Source organism: Nocardia sp. alder85J, assembly GCF_020176955.2.
Taxonomy (GTDB): Bacteria; Actinomycetota; Actinomycetes; order Mycobacteriales; family Mycobacteriaceae; genus Nocardia.
This window is the reverse complement of the sequence record NZ_JAIUCZ020000007.1, coordinates 233,789-248,709: the sequence shown is the minus strand read 5'-3', so window position 1 is coordinate 248,709 and position 14,921 is coordinate 233,789. Positions and strand designations below refer to the sequence as shown.

14 protein-coding genes are annotated in these 14,921 nt (G+C 70.7%); 9 read left to right on the top strand and 5 right to left on the bottom strand.

Annotated elements, in window-relative coordinates; genetic code table 11:
• Positions 1 to 2 precede the first annotated feature (2 nt).
• Both LBW94_RS26940 and LBW94_RS26935 read right to left on the bottom strand, forming a co-directional pair.
• Positions 3 to 1,151, bottom strand: coding sequence for an ABC transporter ATP-binding protein (locus LBW94_RS26940; RefSeq protein WP_225054807.1), 1,149 nt, complete (start codon positions 1,149 to 1,151; stop codon positions 3 to 5).
• A gap of 4 nt (positions 1,152 to 1,155) precedes the next feature.
• Positions 1,156 to 2,052 carry an ABC transporter substrate-binding protein gene (locus LBW94_RS26935; RefSeq protein ID WP_225055092.1) on the bottom strand — a complete coding sequence of 299 codons (897 nt, stop codon included), beginning with the start codon at positions 2,050 to 2,052 and terminating at the stop codon, positions 1,156 to 1,158.
• Positions 2,053 to 2,294: 242 nt separating this feature from the next.
• Between LBW94_RS26935 and LBW94_RS26930 the strand changes: the two genes are divergently transcribed.
• The 4 genes from LBW94_RS26930 to LBW94_RS26915 all read left to right on the top strand — a co-directional run bounded on the left by LBW94_RS26930 (position 2,295) and on the right by LBW94_RS26915 (position 6,274).
• Positions 2,295 to 3,392 carry a glycine betaine ABC transporter substrate-binding protein gene (locus tag LBW94_RS26930; RefSeq protein WP_225054806.1) on the top strand — a complete coding sequence of 366 codons (1,098 nt, stop codon included), beginning with the start codon at positions 2,295 to 2,297 and terminating at the stop codon, positions 3,390 to 3,392.
• 50 nt (positions 3,393 to 3,442) lie between these two features.
• On the top strand, positions 3,443 to 3,844 hold the full coding sequence (locus tag LBW94_RS26925; protein ID WP_225054804.1) for a WS/DGAT domain-containing protein: 402 nt from the start codon (positions 3,443 to 3,445) through the stop codon (positions 3,842 to 3,844).
• 205 nt (positions 3,845 to 4,049) lie between these two features.
• Positions 4,050 to 5,681, top strand: a complete 1,632-nt coding sequence (locus LBW94_RS26920; protein ID WP_225054802.1) for an MFS transporter — start codon at positions 4,050 to 4,052, stop codon at positions 5,679 to 5,681.
• An 86-nt stretch (positions 5,682 to 5,767) separates the two neighbouring features.
• On the top strand, positions 5,768 to 6,274 hold the full coding sequence (locus LBW94_RS26915) for a hypothetical protein (RefSeq protein WP_225054800.1): 507 nt from the start codon (positions 5,768 to 5,770) through the stop codon (positions 6,272 to 6,274).
• A gap of 9 nt (positions 6,275 to 6,283) precedes the next feature.
• Here LBW94_RS26915 and LBW94_RS26910 read toward each other — a convergent pair whose 3' ends face one another.
• Positions 6,284 to 6,913 (bottom strand): TetR/AcrR family transcriptional regulator, encoded by a 630-nt coding sequence (locus tag LBW94_RS26910; RefSeq protein ID WP_225054798.1) that lies wholly within the window; start codon positions 6,911 to 6,913, stop codon positions 6,284 to 6,286.
• A 68-nt stretch (positions 6,914 to 6,981) separates the two neighbouring features.
• Here LBW94_RS26910 and LBW94_RS26905 point away from each other — a divergent pair, with 68 nt between their 5' ends.
• The 4 genes from LBW94_RS26905 (at position 6,982) to LBW94_RS26890 (ending at position 12,270) form a co-directional block, all read left to right on the top strand.
• Positions 6,982 to 8,547, top strand: a complete 1,566-nt coding sequence (locus LBW94_RS26905) for a flavin-containing monooxygenase (protein WP_225054796.1) — start codon at positions 6,982 to 6,984, stop codon at positions 8,545 to 8,547.
• Positions 8,544 to 9,389, top strand: a complete 846-nt coding sequence (locus LBW94_RS26900) for an SDR family NAD(P)-dependent oxidoreductase (protein WP_225054794.1) — start codon at positions 8,544 to 8,546, stop codon at positions 9,387 to 9,389. Before LBW94_RS26905 ends, LBW94_RS26900 begins: the two co-directional genes overlap by 4 nt.
• A gap of 13 nt (positions 9,390 to 9,402) precedes the next feature.
• Positions 9,403 to 10,329 (top strand): alpha/beta hydrolase fold domain-containing protein, encoded by a 927-nt coding sequence (locus LBW94_RS26895; RefSeq protein WP_225055090.1) that lies wholly within the window; start codon positions 9,403 to 9,405, stop codon positions 10,327 to 10,329.
• 150 nt (positions 10,330 to 10,479) lie between these two features.
• On the top strand, positions 10,480 to 12,270 hold the full coding sequence (locus LBW94_RS26890; RefSeq protein WP_225054792.1) for an AMP-dependent synthetase/ligase: 1,791 nt from the start codon (positions 10,480 to 10,482) through the stop codon (positions 12,268 to 12,270).
• Between the two features lie 148 nt (positions 12,271 to 12,418).
• Here the strand turns inward: LBW94_RS26890 and LBW94_RS26885 are convergent, their stop codons facing one another.
• The gene (locus tag LBW94_RS26885) at positions 12,419 to 12,844 is read right to left on the bottom strand and encodes an IclR family transcriptional regulator (protein WP_225054790.1); all 426 of its coding nucleotides are present in this window, start codon (positions 12,842 to 12,844) and stop codon (positions 12,419 to 12,421) included.
• On the opposite strand from LBW94_RS26885, the gene LBW94_RS26880 reads away from it, so the two are divergent.
• Positions 12,827 to 13,696: a putative PEP-binding protein gene (locus tag LBW94_RS26880; RefSeq protein ID WP_225054789.1), complete on the top strand. Its 870-nt coding sequence runs from the start codon at positions 12,827 to 12,829 to the stop codon at positions 13,694 to 13,696. The genes LBW94_RS26885 and LBW94_RS26880 overlap by 18 nt on opposite strands.
• Positions 13,697 to 13,762: 66 nt before the next feature.
• On the opposite strand, the gene LBW94_RS26875 is transcribed toward LBW94_RS26880, so the two are convergent.
• Positions 13,763 to 14,851, bottom strand: coding sequence for a S1C family serine protease (locus LBW94_RS26875; protein ID WP_416276963.1), 1,089 nt, complete (start codon positions 14,849 to 14,851; stop codon positions 13,763 to 13,765).
• Between the last annotated feature and the right edge of the window lie 70 nt (positions 14,852 to 14,921).

Genomic DNA, 14,921 nt, shown 5'->3' with positions numbered 1-14,921 from the left:
CGTCACGACGCCTGCTCGCCGGTGAAGTGCCGATTGCGTTCGGCATCCTCGGCGGCGCGTTGCCGCGCCAGCAGGGCGACCGCCTCGGTGGCATCCACGCCGCCGCGCACCGAACCCGAATCATTCACGGCCACACCGATTCCCGAGGGGGACGAGATCGCCGCGTCGAGGGCCTGGCGCAGATCGGCGCCGGGCCGGAACAGCGAGCCGCCGGCCGACATGCTCTCGGCCAGGGTCCGTCCGGCGCGGACGGCCTCGACCCCGGTGACGTCCACCCAGCCCTGCGGCCGCCGGTCGCCGTCGGTGACCAGCACCCACTCGCCGGTGGACAGGTGCAACTGCGGCACCTCTTCGGCAGTGGCGGTGCGGATCTCGTGCAACGCGAGTTCGTCGGCGGTCCGGAACGACAGCCCCCGGTATCCGCGATCGCGGCCGACGAAATCGGCGACGAAATCGGTGGCCGGCTGGGCCAGCACCCGCTGCGGCGGATCGTACTGTTGCAGCGTCCCGCCGCGGGCGAAGACCGCCACCCGGTCGCCGAGTTTGACCGCCTCGTCGATGTCGTGGGTGACGAACACGATCGTCTTGCGCAATTCGGCTTGCAGGCGCTGCATCTCGGCCTGCAACTCCTCCCGCACCACCGGATCGACGGCGCTGAAGGGTTCGTCCATCAACAGGATCGGCGGATCGGCGGCCAGTGCGCGGGCCACCCCGACCCGTTGCTGCTGCCCGCCGGACAACTGTGCCGGATACCGTTGCGCCAGGCCGCGATCCAGCCCGACCCGGTCGAGCACCTCCAGCGCGGCCCGGCGGGCCGACCGCCGGCTCTCGCCGCGCAGCACCGGCACCGTGGCGACATTGTCGAGCACGGTGCGGTGCGGCAGCAGCCCGCCGCTCTGGATGACGTACCCGATGCCGAGCCGCAGCCGGACCGGGTCGACGCGGGAGATGTCCGCGCCGTCCACGGTGATGGCGCCCGAGGTGGGGGTGATCATCCGGTTGATCATCCGCATCGACGTCGTCTTCCCGCAGCCGGACGGCCCGACGAACACCGTGAACGACCCGGATTCGATCCGCAGGCTCAGATCGGTGACCGCGGTGGTGCCGTCCGGATAGGTCTTGGTGACGCCGGTGAATTCGATGTCGGTCATCGTGTCAGCCGACCGGCTTGTTCAGCCCCTGCGCGGCCACCCACGCCTTCGCCGCGGCGGCGGGTTCGGTCTTGCTGCTGCCGGAGACCGCCTCGTTCAGCGAGATCAGTTCGGCGGTGGTGAGTTTCGCCGAGACCGCGTTCAGCACCTTCAGCGCCTTGTCGGACTTCTTCTTGGCGTTGAAGACCGGGACCACGTTCTGGGCGGCGAAGTTGTGCTTCGGATCGGCCAGCACCACCAGATCGTTCTGTTTGACGGCGGGTGAGGTGGTGAAGATGTCGGCGGCGGTGACCTGCCCGGAGGTGAGCGCGCGCACGGTCGCCGGGCCGCCGCCGTCGGCGATCGGCACGAACTTGTCCGCGGCGATGGTCAGGTCGTAGGTCTTCTTCAGGCCGGGCAGACCGCCGGGCCGCTCCGAGAACTCGGCCGGCGCACCGAAACTCACCTCCGCCGAGTGCGGGGCCAGATCCGCGATGCTGTGCAGGTTCCACTTGTCGGCGGTGGCGTGGGTGACCACCACGGCGTCGGAATCCTCACCGGGGGCGGGTGTACCGGCGGCCAGATCGGTGCCGAGCGCCTTGGTGAGGGCGGTGTTCACGTCGTCGGCGGCGGACGCGGTGGCCGACTTGTCCAGGTATTGCAGCAGATTGCCGGTGTAGTCGGGGATCACCCCGATCGAGCACTGCCGCAGCGCCGGGATGTATGCCTCACGGCTGCCGATGTTCAGTTTGGTGTCGACGCTGAACCCGTTGGCGCGCAACGCCTCGGCGTACACATCGGCCACGGTCTCGGATTCCGGGAAGTTGGCCGAGCCGATGGTCAGCTTGTTGGCGTCGCTGTCGCAGCCGCCCCCACCGGAGGACAACGGATCGGAGTTGCCGCCACAGGCCGACAGCGCCATGGCCGCGGCCAGCGCGACGGCGGCGGCCAGGATGCGCACGACGGCGAGGGCGGGACGGTGTCCACGCCGCCGCGCGGCGGAGATGATCGAGGCGTTCACGGTAAATCCTTCCGATGTCCCGGGCACTGCGAGAGGGCCAGGCGCGCGCCGACTACGATTCCTGCGCAGGCGCAGCCTCCCGGCTGTACATACTGCCTGCCAAGTGTTGGACTTTCCACGCAACGGGAGTGGGGTGTCGCCGGATGGGATCGCCCCGGTCGGTACGAGTGGCGGCACGTGTGCTGGTCGCCGCGGTGGCCGCCACGCTGCTGGTTTCCTGCGGCCACCACGACTCCGGCCCGGTCTTGCGGGTGGGCGCGGGCAATTCCGATCAGGCTGATCTGATCGCGGAGATCTACGCCGGCGCCCTGGCCCGCACCGGCGCCCGGACGGCAGTGGTGGCGCACCTGGGACAGCGGCCGGACTACCTGGCCGCACTCGACGCCGACACCGTCGTGCTGGTCGGCGAGGACAGCGGCGACCTGCTGACCACCTTCGACCCGAACTCACCGGCCCGCCTGCCGGATCGGACGGCCGCCGCGACCGCCCCCGGCACGAGCACGGCCACCGCGCCCCGGCCCGCGCCTGTGGTGCCCACCGAGGGTGCGCCCGCGCCTGCCGGACCGAGCGGGCAGCAGGCGCCGGTGCCCGCGGGGCAGGGCACGCCCGCACCCGCTGAGCACGGCCCCGGCACCACCGAAGCCCCCGATGTGGCCGACGCACTCAGCCGGGCACTGCCGCAAGGGTTGTCGATCTCCGACATCGCGGACGGCACCGATCTGCGCCCGGCCGTGGTGACCCGGACGGCCGACGGCAATCCGGGTGCGCTGCCCGATCTGGCCCCGCACTGCGCCGAGCTGACAGCGGGCATCGCCACCGGCGCCGAACTGGATCCGCTGCGCCCCGTCCCCGACCCGCAGCGCGACGTGATCGACCCGCTGCGCACGGTGTACGGCTGCGACATCTCCCACGCCACCGTCTACCCCTCCGACACCGAGTTGCGGAAAGCCTTGCAGGACGGCCAGATCCAGCTGGGGGTTCTCACCGCACCCGCCGCCCTGCTGCCCGGCGGCGCCGACGGCCTGACCAGCGTCGCCGACCCCCGCTACGCCTTCCGCGCCCGCAACGTGCTGCCGCTGTTCCGCACCGGCGCCCTCACCCCGACCCAGATCAAGAAACTCAACTACGTCGCGGGCGAACTGACCACCGCCGACCTGATCGATATGGTCCACCGCATCCGCGACGACCACGCCTCCGCCGCCACTCTCGCCCGCGCCTGGCTGGACGAGCACGCACTCTGAGGCGGTCCGGCAGGCTCGGGCGGATCTGTGTCATCACGGAATGGTGGGCAGTGGGTCGCGTCCGGGGCCGGGCTGGCGCGCCCGCCGCCACCGGATTGCGGCTGCTGGCGGAGCCGATCGCGGGCTGGTTCGCCGCGACCGTGTACGGCGGCCGCTTCTTCCATGCCGTCGTCTCCGACATGGCCGGCCCCGACCGGCCGCTGACCCTGGCGAATGCGCAGGTGTCCCAGGTGTTCCCGATCCTGCCGCCCACCCCCGCAGTGCCGCTGGTGGTGGGTGCGCCGAGCTGGAACGGCCGCCTCGGCCTCGGTCTGTCCGTCGATCCGGACCTGCTCGACGCCGCCGGGTTCGCCGCCGAATTGCCCACGGTCCTGGCCGAATTGAGCGGCGTACCGGTCGCCGATCCAGGCCCGCCGGTCGGTTCCGGCGAGTATTCTGAATGGGCCGAATGATCACCGCCGACCGTCACCCCAACGGAGGCCGAGGCATGTATCTCTCCGCTGCCTGCTGCCGCGTCCCGCCTGCCCCGGAGCACAGCCCACCCGCGATCCGCCCCGCACCGGCGGCCGCGCCGATCTCGACGCACTGAGCCGCCTCCCGACGAGTTCGGCCCCCTCACGGTGGGCCGTAACGGAATTCGACCGACGGAGGTTCGTCATGACATCGGAACACGCTTCGGACGGCACGGGATTCCCGGCCTTCGGCGGCCCGTCCCCGGATCTCGGTGTGCGCGCGATCCGCAACCCCGCTGCCGTGCCCCCGTTCGTCGCCCTGGCGGTGCTGACGGCGGTGCTGTTCGTGACCTTTCTCGATACCACGATCGTCAGCGTCACTCTCGGCGCGGTGCAGTCGGATCTGCATGCGGGCGTGGTGTCGCTGCAATGGGTGGTCAACGCCTACACGCTGGTGTTCGCCTGTCTGATGCTGCCCGCCGGATCGCTCGGTGATCGCCTGGGCCGCAAGAAGATCATGGTCGGCGGCCTGGTGGTGTTCGGCGTGGGCTCGCTGCTCGCCGCGCTCGCGGGCAGCGTGCCGGTGCTGATCGCGGGCCGGGCCGTGATGGGAATCGGCGCGGCCGCTTCGGAACCGGGCACGTTGTCGGTGGTCCGGCACCTGTTCCCGGACCGGCGGCAGCGTGCCCGGGCGCTGGGCGCGTGGGCGGCGGTGTCCGGACTGGCGCTGGCCGCCGGGCCGGTGCTGGGCGGGATCCTGGTCGGCGCGTTCGGCTGGCGTTCGGTGTTCTGGTTCAATGTGATCGTCGCGGTGATCGTGCTGGTGGCCGCGGTGTTGTGCGTGCCCGAAAGCGCCGATCCGCAGCCGGGCGCACCCGACTGGGCCGGATTCGTGCTGGGCGCGGCCTTTCTCGGCTGCGTGATCTACGCCGCCATCTCCGGTGAGCAGATCGGCTACGGCGCGGGCTCGGTGGTCACGCTGTTCGCGCTCGGCGCGCTCGCGTTGGCCGCGTTCCTGTATGTCGAACTGCGCGTGCCGAATCCGATGTTCGACTTCCGCTATCTGCGGCGGCCCTCGGTGCGCAGCGCCCTGTTGGTGGCGTTCGCGGTGTACTTCGGCATCTTCTCGATCTTCTTCTTCACCGCGCTGTATCTGCAAGAGGTGGTGGGTTATTCGGGCTGGCGGACGGCGGCGGTGTTCGCGCCGATGGCGGTGGCGATCGTGCTGGGATCGCTGCTGGCGGGCTTCTGGGTGGCGTTGCGCGGATCGCGTACCCCGTTGGTGGTCGGCTGCCTGCTGGCCGGGGCCGGCATCCTGCTGTCCCGCGAATTCCTCGGCACCCATGTCGATTTCGGGCCGCTGGCGCTGGCGCTCACCGTGTCCGGTTTCGGCTTCGGCATCGCCGTGGTGCCGCTGACCTCGGCGGTGCTGGCGGGCGTGCCCGCCGAACACTCCGGCATGGCCGCGGCGGCCACCAACACCATGCGGCAGGTCGGCGCGGTGGTCGGGGTGGCGGCCCTGGGCGCGCTGGTCAACTCGTTCCTGAACGCCGATCTGGTCGACCGCTTGAACGCCTTGCAGATCCCCGCCAACTTCCAGTCGATCGTCATCCACGCGATCGAGACCGGCACCGTGCCGAACGGCGGCGCCGCGGCGGCGAAGTCGGCCCAGGGTTCGATCGTCGACCAGGTCATCGACGCGGCCTTCGAGGCGTTCCATCGCGGGCTGGACGTCGCGCTGCTGGTGTCGGCGGTGCTGATCCTGGTCGCGGGGGCGGGTGCGGCCATCTCGATGTGGCGGGCCCGCGACCGGTCCGGCTACGAGTACGAGAGCTGAGTGCCCGGCCGCGGACGAATAACTGAAATTTAACCGGGTGTAGGCTCGGGGCTGCCGAATGTGTCTGTCCCACTCGGGAGGCTCTCATGCTCGATCGGACGTTTCCCCGCGTCGTCGCGGTGCTCGCCGGGCTGGCGACGGCCCTGACCGTCGCCGGTTGCGGTGCCGCCCCGAATCACGCGGACGACGCCGCCACGCCGCCAGAGGTGCGGCAGGCCGTCACCGACACCTACAACCGCTTCTTCGACACCTCGATCCCCGCCTCGGAGAAGCCCGCCCTGCTGGAGAACGGCCCGGCGTTCGCGCAGACCCTGGACGACCGCGCGAATTCGGTCGTCGCCAAGAAGTCGCGGGTCAGCGTCTCGGATGTGACCAGTACCGGGCCGAACAGTGCCGACGTCACCTTCACCGTCTCCTTCGGTGGCCTGCCGATGCTGCGCAACCGTACCGGCGGCGCGATCCGTACCGGCGGCGCCTGGAAGGTCACCCAGGAGACCTTCTGCTCGCTGCTCCAGATGCAGGGCGGCGCACCCGACGTCTGTCACACGCCGGCGAGCGGCGCGGCGACGACGGCGGCCGTGCCGACCAACTGACGCGCGGGATCAGCCACGCAGCGCGGCGGTCAGTTCCGGGTTCCGGGCGAGTGCGGGCAGCGCGTCCACCAGCAGGTCGATCAGCTGTGCGCGGGTGATGGCGGCGGTGCGCAGCCAGCTCAGCGTGGTCTCCTCGACGAAGGCGATCCAGCCGCGCACGGCCAGCCGCAGCAGCGGCAACTCGGTGTCGTCGAGGGCGATGGGCGCCTCGGCGAGCACCCGGTCGGCGACGGCCCCGCGGGTGGCGTCGACCAGGGCCGCGAGTTCCGGATCGGCGCTGGCGGGTCCGCGCAGCAGGGCCAGATACGAGGTGCGGTTGTCGCTGACGTAGTCGATGTAGCGGCACACCGCGTCGCGCAACATGTCCGGCAGTGCGAGGGTGTGGTCCGGCGTGGTGCGGGCCAGCATCTCGGCGTTGGCGTGCCGGACGACCGCGAGCTGGAACTCCTGGAGGGTCGGGAAGTAGTGGAACAGCAGCCCGCGCGAGATGCCGGCCTGCTCGGCGATGTCGCCGACGGAGATGTCGTGCAACGCCTTCTCCCGCAGCATCCGCACGCCCAGGGCGATCAGTTGTTCCCGCCGTTCGGCCGGGCTCAGCCGTACCCTTTTCGCGCCCGCACCGGGACTCTTCACGCTCACCGCCTCATCCTACTGAACCTGGTTCAATACTATTGACTGCGACTCAACAAGACTTTAGGCTCTGTTACATGAGTCGCAAGGTTACAGACAACGCTGTCGAGTTGCCGGAGGCAGCCGACGGCTCGGGCGCGCGTCACGTCCACATCCTCATCGTCGGCAGCGGATTCTCCGGGCTGGGCCTGGCCATCCGGCTGAGCCGGGCCGGGCGTGCGGATTTCCTGGTGCTCGAGCGCGGCGGCGATGTCGGCGGCACCTGGCGCGACAACACCTATCCGGGCGCGGCCTGCGATGTGCCGTCCCAGCTGTACTCGTATTCCTTTGCGCTGAACCCGAACTGGTCGCGCTCGTTCTCGCGGCAACCGGAGATCCAGCGCTACATCCAGGATGTCGCCGACCGTTACCGGGTGCGCGACAAGCACATCTTCGACTGCGATATGACCGGCGCCCGCTGGGACGACGCGACCGCGCGCTGGGAGGTTCGGACCAGCCGCGGCGCCTACACCTGCGACATCCTGGTCTCCGCGGTGGGCGCGCTGTGCGAGCCCGCGCTGCCGGATATCAAGGGTATCGACGAGTTCGAGGGCGAACTCTTCCACTCCGCGCGCTGGAACCACGATTCGGAGCTGGCCGGAAAGCGGGTCGCGGTGATCGGCACCGGCGCCTCGGCGATCCAGATCGTGCCCGCGATCGCGCCGCAGGTGGCCCGGCTCGACGTGTACCAGCGCACCGCGCCGTGGCTGCTGCCCCGCATGGATCGCCCGTACACCCTGCCCGAGCGGCTGGCCTTCCGCTATCTGCCCGGCGTGCAACGGCTTTCCCGGGCGGCCATCTACGCCGCCCGGGAGAGCCAGGTGGTGGGCCTGGCCAAATATCCGCCGGCCATGCTCGGCCTGGAGCTGATCGCCCGCGCCAAGCTGCGGCGCGAGGTGCCCGACGCACAGCTGCGCGCCAAGGTCACCCCGGACTTCCGTATCGGCTGCAAGCGCATGCTGATCTCCAACGACTACTATCCGGCGCTCGGCCGCGACAACGTGGACCTGGTCACCGACGGCATCCGCGAGATCCGCGCGCACTCGATCGTCACCGCCGACGGCACCGAGCGCGAGATCGACGCCATCGTGGTCGCCACCGGCTTCCACGTCACCGACTCACCGGCCTACGAGGTCGTGTACGGCCGCGACGGGCGCAGTCTCGCAGCGGTTTTCGCGGAGTCCGGGCAGCAGGGCTACAAGGGCTCGGCGATCGCGAACTTCCCCAACATGTTCTTCCTGCTCGGCCCGAACGTCGGCCTGGGCCACACCTCGATGGTGTACATGATCGAATCGCAGATCGCCTACATCGCGGACGCGATCGCCACCGCCGACCGGCTCGGGCTGCGTACGGTGGAGGTGCGAAAGTCCGTGCAGGACAAGTACAACCGCGACCTGCAAGGGAAGCTCGCGGGCTCGGTGTGGCTCACCGGCGGGTGCGCCAGCTGGTATCTCGACGCACACGGCAACAACACCACGCTGTGGCCGGACTTCACCTTCCGGTTCCGTAGGATGCTCGGGAAGTTCGATCCGGGGGCCTACGACACGACGACCGCCGACGGCGCAGCGGCGCGGCCCGATTCGAAAGTGGTGGCAGCCAAATGAGTGAAACCAAGGCACAGCAGGACGAGTACTTCCGGGGCAAGGTCTGCGTGGTCACCGGCGCCGGTTCCGGCATCGGCCGCGCGCTGGCCGAGAACCTGGCCGGTCGCGGCGCGAAACTCGCGCTGTCCGACATCGACGGCGACGGCCTCGCCGAAACCGTCCGGCGCTGTGAGGCACTGGGCGCGGAGGTGAAGTCCGACCGGCTGAACGTGGTCGAGCGGGAATCGGTGCTGCTGTACGCCGACGCGGTCAAGCAGCACTACGGCGTGGTGCACCAGATCTACAACAACGCCGGCATCGCCTTCCACGGTGACGTCGTCCGCTCGGAGTTCAAGGACATCGAGCGCATCATGGACGTGGACTTCTGGGGAGTCGTCAACGGCACCAAGGCATTTCTGCCGTACCTGATCGAATCCGGCGCGGGCCACGTGATCAACGTGTCCAGCCTCTTCGGCCTGATCGCGGTGCCCGGCCAGAGCGCCTACAACGCGGCGAAGTTCGCGGTGCGCGGCTTCACCGAGGCGCTGCGGCAGGAGATGCTGGTCAACGGGGAGCCGGTCGAGGTCACCTGTGTGCACCCCGGCGGCATCAAGACCGCGGTGGCGCGCAACAGCGGGTACGCCGAGGGCATCGACTCGGCGAAGTTCGCGGCGTTCTTCGACCGCAAGCTGGCGCTGCACACCCCGGAGATGGCCGCCCGCACCATCACCGAGGGCGTGCGCCGCAAGCACGGCCGCGTGCTGATCGGCTGGGAGGCGAAGCTGCTGGACGTGTTCGTCCGCACCACCGGCTCCTACTATCAGCGCATCGCGTCCGTGGTCACCAAGCGTTTCCTCCCGTGAGCCGGTGACGACGATGCCGAAGCTGCCCGATATCTCGCTACCCCTGCCGGTCGCCCGCGCTGTCCTGCACCCGATCTTCCGCTACACCATGCACGCGCGCGTGCCGTGGCGGATACAGCGGGCGCTGCTGGACGCCGCCTCGGTGCTCCAGCAGTCACCGCCCGGCACCCGGGTGCAACGGCTGCGGCTGGGTGGCCGCCCGGCCGAGCAGGTCGCCGGCGACCGGCCCGCGGTGGACGCCGGGGCGGTGCTGTACCTGCACGGCGGCGGATACACCGTCGGTTCGCCGGTCACCCACCGCAGCCTGGCCGCGCATCTGGCACGCGAGCTGCGGCGGCCGGTCTACCTGCCGGATTACCGGCTGGCGCCGGAACATCCGTATCCGGCGGCGCTCGACGACGCCGAGGCGGCCTTCCTCGATCTGCTCGCCACCGGACGCAAGCCGGAAAACCTGGTGGTGGCCGGGGATTCGGCGGGCGGCGGGCTGGCGCTGGCCTTGGCGCAGCGGCTGCGTGACGCGCACGGGATCGTGCCCGCCGCACTGGGTCTGATCGCACCCTGGGCCGACCCGAACGAGAAGCCGGGCCGCGCACGGGATCTGGTGATCAACGAGCGCTGGTCCCGGGCCGCGGCCGCGGCCTATCTGGGCGAGGGCAGCGGCCTGGACGTCGGATACGCGCCGCTGCTGGGCCGGCTGGCCGGGCTGCCGCCGGTGTACGTCCAGGTCGACACCGACGAGTTGCTGCACGGACAGTGCGTCCGGCTGGTCGCGGGGCTGGAGGCCGCCGGGGTGCCGGCGCGGTTCTCGGTGACGCACGGGCTGTGGCACGTGGCCCAGTTGCAGGCGGCGCTGGTGGCCCCCGCGGCCGCCGAACTGCGCGACATGGCCGAGTTCCTCGGCCGGGCGCTGGAGCCGGTGGCAGCCGAATCCCTAGGATAGGGACAGTGCCGTGCCTTCCGCCCGCACCGTCCCGGCCGGTCGGGCGCTGGGCCGTGGGCGCAGCCGGTCCCGGTGTTCGCACCGCGGTGGACGTGGCGTAGGTTACTGGAGGGTAAAGCTACCGGTGGGTAGCACATCGGAAGGGTTGCGATGCGAGAATTCGAGGTTCCGGCGACGTATGTCATTCCCGAGGACGCCAACATGTCCGACGGGGCCTTCCGGCACGCCGAGCGCACGCCCGGCCTGGTCGTGTTCAACACGCCCGACGGCAAGGGTGGCTGGAACAACGTCACCGCGTCCGAATTCGCCGCCGCGGTGACCGCCGCCGCCAAGGGCCTGATCGCCTCCGGCATCGAACTCGGCGATCGCGTCGCCATCCTGGCCTCCACCCGGTACGAGTGGGTCGTCCTCGACTTCGCCATCTGGGCCGCCGGCGGCTGTACCGTCGCCATCTTCGACAGCTCCTCGGCCGAACAGGCCCGCTGGATCCTCTCCGACTCCGCCACCCGCCTGCTGATCGTCGAGAAGGCGAAGCATCGCGCCACCATCGCCGAGATCGAGTCCGGCCTGCCGGAGCTGAAGGAGACGCTGCAACTCGACGCCGGCGCCCTCGACGAGCTGATCGCCCGCGGCCGCGACCTCGACGACCAGATCGTGCACGACCGCCGCGCCCAGGTGAAGGCCGCCTCCCCGGCCACCCTGATCTACACCTCCGGCACCACCGGCCGGCCCAAGGGCGTCATGCTCACGCACGCCAACCTGTACGCCGAATCGGCCGCCGACCGGGCCGCCATGCCGCAATTCCTGAAGCCGGGCAACAAGTCGCTGCTGTTCCTGCCGCTGGCCCACGTCTTCGCCCGCGCGGTCGCGCTGGCCGCCTTCGACGCCGGGGTCACCGTCGCGCACACCGCCGACTGGTCCACCCTGGTCGAGCAGTTCGGGCAGTACCAGCCGGACTTCATCCTGTCGGTGCCGCGGGTGTTCGAGAAGGTCTACAACGGCGCCCGGCAGAAGGCCGTCGACGGCGGCAAGGGCAAGATCTTCGACCTCGCCGCCGACACCGCCATCGCCTACAGCACCGCCGAGCAGAGCGGCGGCGCCGGGCTGCTGCTCAAGCTCAAGCACGCGGTGTTCGACCGGCTGGTCTACGGCCAGCTGCGGGCCGCGATGGGCGGGCGCTGCCAGTCCGCGGTGTCCGGCGGCGGCCCGCTCGGCGCCCGGCTGGGGCACTTCTTCCGCGGCGTCGGCGTCACCATCTACGAGGGCTACGGGCTCACCGAATCGACCGCCGCGGTCTCGGTGAACACGCCGGAGTTCATCCGGGTCGGCTCGGTCGGCCGACCGCTGCCGGGCCACGCCGCCAAGATCGCCGAGGACGGCGAGCTGCTGATCCGCGGCCCGGTGATCTTCGCCGGCTACTGGCAGAATCCGGAGGCCTCCGCCGACGCCTTCGTCGACGGCTGGTTCAAGACCGGTGATCTCGGCGCCCTGGACGAGCGCGGTTTCATCACCATCACCGGCCGCAAGAAGGAGATCATCGTCACCGCCGGTGGTAAGAACGTCTCCCCGGCCATGCTCGAGGATTCGCTGCGCGCCAACCCGCTGATCGGCCAGGTCATGGTCGTCGGCGACGGCAAGCCGTTCGTCGGCGCCCTGGTCACCCTGGACCCGGAGGCGCTGCCCGGCTGGAAACAGCGCCACAACCTGCCCGCCGACCTGCCGACCGACAAGCTCATCGAGCTGCCGGAACTGGTCGCCGAGGTCGACTCCGCCGTGGCCGACACCAACAAGCTGGTGTCGCACGCCGAGGCCATCAAGAAGGTCCGCATCCTCCCCGTCGACTGGACCGAGGAGAGCGGCGAGCTCACCCCGAAGATGTCGCTGAAGCGCAACGTGGTGATGCAGAAGTTCGCCGCCGACGTGGACGCCATCTACAGCTGAGTCACGCTCCGGCCGACGGCCCGCCTCCGAGGGGTGCGGGCCGCCGGTCTGTCCGGGGCCGGGATGCGGGTGGGACGGCCGGTGTCGCAGGCTGCGAGCGTGCGGGTGGACCGGAGTGCGGCGGGATCCGCATCGATGGCAGCGGCCGTCAAGGCGGTGGCGCGGGCCAGCGCGGGGAGCCCAGTTCGCGGGAGATCGTGCGGGCGGTGGTGCGGACCGCGTCGACCGTGGCGTCGGAGGCGGGCCAACCGGTGGTGGGGAGCACCACTGCGACCGCGCCGGTGATCGTCCCGGTGCGGTCGAAAATGGCTCCGGCGACACAGGATTCGCCGAGCACCGCTTCGTCGCGCTCGTAGGCCAGGCCGGATTCCCGTACCGCGCGCAGATGTTCGGCGAGCGCCTCCGGTGCGGTGATGGTCTCGCCGGTCATGCTGCGCAGTGCGGTGGGTTCGGCCGGGGGTGTGAAGGCGAGCACGGCCTTGCCGAGAGCGCTTGCGTGCGCGGGAATTTCGATACCGACCTCCGGCATCTGACGGCTGCCGTCCGGGCGGGGCTCGTGGTGGATGATCACCACGTCCGCACCGAAGAGGACGCCGACGCGGACGGCGAGGGCGCCGATCTGGCGGGCCTGGTGCGCACCGAATTCCTGTTCCTGGACCGGGATCACGCGCGGACGGCCACCGAGCAGGAACAGGTCCACCGGGAGATCGCCGCGGCGTTCGACGGCCGCCGGATCGTGTTGCGCACCCTCGACGTCGGCGGCGACAAACCGCTGCCGTACCTCGCGCTGCCGCCGGAGGCCAACCCGTTCCTCGGCGTGCGCGGAATCCGGCTGGCGCCGGGACATCCGGACCTGCTGCGCGAGCAGTCGCGCGCGGTGGCCGCGGTCGCCGCCGATCATCCGGTGAGCGTCATGTTCCCGATGGTCAGCGCCGTGGACGAGGTGCGCGCGGCCCGCGCGGTGCTCGACGAGGTGGCGCCGCCGGGACTGCGGATCGAGGTCGGGATGACGGTGGAGGTGCCCGCGACGGCGGCCAAGACGGCCGCGTTCGCCGCGCACGTCGACTTCTTCAGCATCGGCACCAACGACCTCACCCAGTACGCCCTGGCCGCCGAGCGCGGCAACGACGCCCTTGCGGCACTGGCGGATCCGTTGGATCCGGGGGTGTTGCGGCTCATCGAGCTGGTGTGCCGGGGCGCGGGCGGCACCCTGGTCGCCGTCTGCGGCGAGATCGCCTCGGATCCGGTGGCCGTACCGGTGCTGCTCGGACTGGGCGTCACCGAACTGAGCGTGGCCGCCCCGGCGGTCGCGCTGGTCAAGGCCGTGGTCCGCGGTCTGGACCTGGGGGAGTGCCGGTCGCTGGCGGCCGCGGCGCTGGCCTGTGAATCGGCGGCGCAGGTCCGGGCCCGGATCGACGGGGTCTGACCCGGAGACAAAAATCCGGCGGCCGGGCGCGTACGCCGGACCGCCGGATCCTCCGGGAATGTCCGATTATCCGACCGGTCCGGTCGCCAGCTTCACCCGCGCCGACTGATTGCTTCCGGACTGATCGACCCAGGTCAGGGTGACCGTATCGCCCGGGTGATGCAGGTCCATGGTGTTGGTCAGCCCGGTCGCGGTGCCGACGCCGCGGCCGTCCACCCCGGTGATCACGTCGCCGGACGACAGGCCCGCCTGCTCCGCCGGACCGCCGCCGACCAGGTTGCGGATCAGCGCGCCGCCGTTGCCGTTGGCATCGCTGACCGAGACGCCCAGGAATGCGGACGCGCCGATGTGCACCAGATCCGACGCCTGCCCGCCCTGGATCTGCCGGGCGATGGTGAGCGCCTGATTGATCGGGATCGCGAAGCCGACCCCGCCGCCGGAGCCCATCCGGAAGCCCTGGGACGCAGCGGTATCCATGCCGATCACCTGTCCGGCGGCGTTCACCAGCGGCCCGCCGGAGTCGCCGGGCTGGATGTCGGCCGCGATCTGGATCAGGCCGGTCAGCTGCTCGGAGCTGCCGGACGCGTCGTCGCTGGCGGTGATCGACCGGTTCAGCGCGGTGACCTTGCCCGTGGCGGCCGTGGGGCTGCCGGTGCCGCCGGCGTTGCCGACGCCGACCACGTTGTCGCCCACCGCGACCAGGCCGGAGTCACCCAGCGGCGCGGTGGTCAGTCCCGAGGCGTTGGACAGGTGCACGACCGCGACGTCCTCCTGCCGGTCGTAGCCGACCACACTGCCGGAATAGGTCCGGCCGTTGCCGAGGTCGGTGACCGAGACCTTCGTGGCGCCCTCCACCACGTGATTGTTGGTGAGGATGTCCCCGTTGGCGGTCAGCACGATGCCGGTGCCCGCGCCCTGACCGTTCTGGAGGCCGAGCTGGGTGTTGATGATCGCGATGCCCGGCGTCACGCTGTTGGCCGCGTCGTCGAGGTCGGTGGGGGACAGGTGTGAACCGACCGGCTGTCCGAAGCTGCCCGGGGACTGTGCCATCGGGCTGCCGGGCGTTCCGCCGTGCGGCGCCTGCAAGTGTGCCGCCACCAGGCCGATCGTGACTGCCAGCACGACCACCAGGGCGACGACCGCGCCGAAGGACAGCGCATGCCGCGGCGGGCGGCCGGGCGGGGGGCCGTACGGTCCTGCCGGTTGCCCCGGCCAGCTGGTCGAA

What these genes read in the sequence shown, in the direction of transcription:
- LBW94_RS26940 (WP_225054807.1), bottom strand. Translation starts at nt 1,151, where the DNA reads ATGACCGACATCGAATTCACCGGCGTCACCAAGACCTATCCGGACGGC.
- LBW94_RS26935 (WP_225055092.1), bottom strand. Translation starts at nt 2,052, where the DNA reads ATGGCGCTGTCGGCCTGTGGCGGCAACTCCGATCCGTTGTCCTCCGGT.
- LBW94_RS26930 (WP_225054806.1), top strand. Translation starts at nt 2,295, where the DNA reads ATGGGATCGCCCCGGTCGGTACGAGTGGCGGCACGTGTGCTGGTCGCC.
- LBW94_RS26920 (WP_225054802.1), top strand. Translation starts at nt 4,050, where the DNA reads ATGACATCGGAACACGCTTCGGACGGCACGGGATTCCCGGCCTTCGGC.
- LBW94_RS26915 (WP_225054800.1), top strand. Translation starts at nt 5,768, where the DNA reads ATGCTCGATCGGACGTTTCCCCGCGTCGTCGCGGTGCTCGCCGGGCTG.
- LBW94_RS26905 (WP_225054796.1), top strand. Translation starts at nt 6,982, where the DNA reads ATGAGTCGCAAGGTTACAGACAACGCTGTCGAGTTGCCGGAGGCAGCC.
- LBW94_RS26900 (WP_225054794.1), top strand. Translation starts at nt 8,544, where the DNA reads ATGAGTGAAACCAAGGCACAGCAGGACGAGTACTTCCGGGGCAAGGTC.
- LBW94_RS26895 (WP_225055090.1), top strand. Translation starts at nt 9,403, where the DNA reads ATGCCGAAGCTGCCCGATATCTCGCTACCCCTGCCGGTCGCCCGCGCT.
- LBW94_RS26890 (WP_225054792.1), top strand. Translation starts at nt 10,480, where the DNA reads ATGCGAGAATTCGAGGTTCCGGCGACGTATGTCATTCCCGAGGACGCC.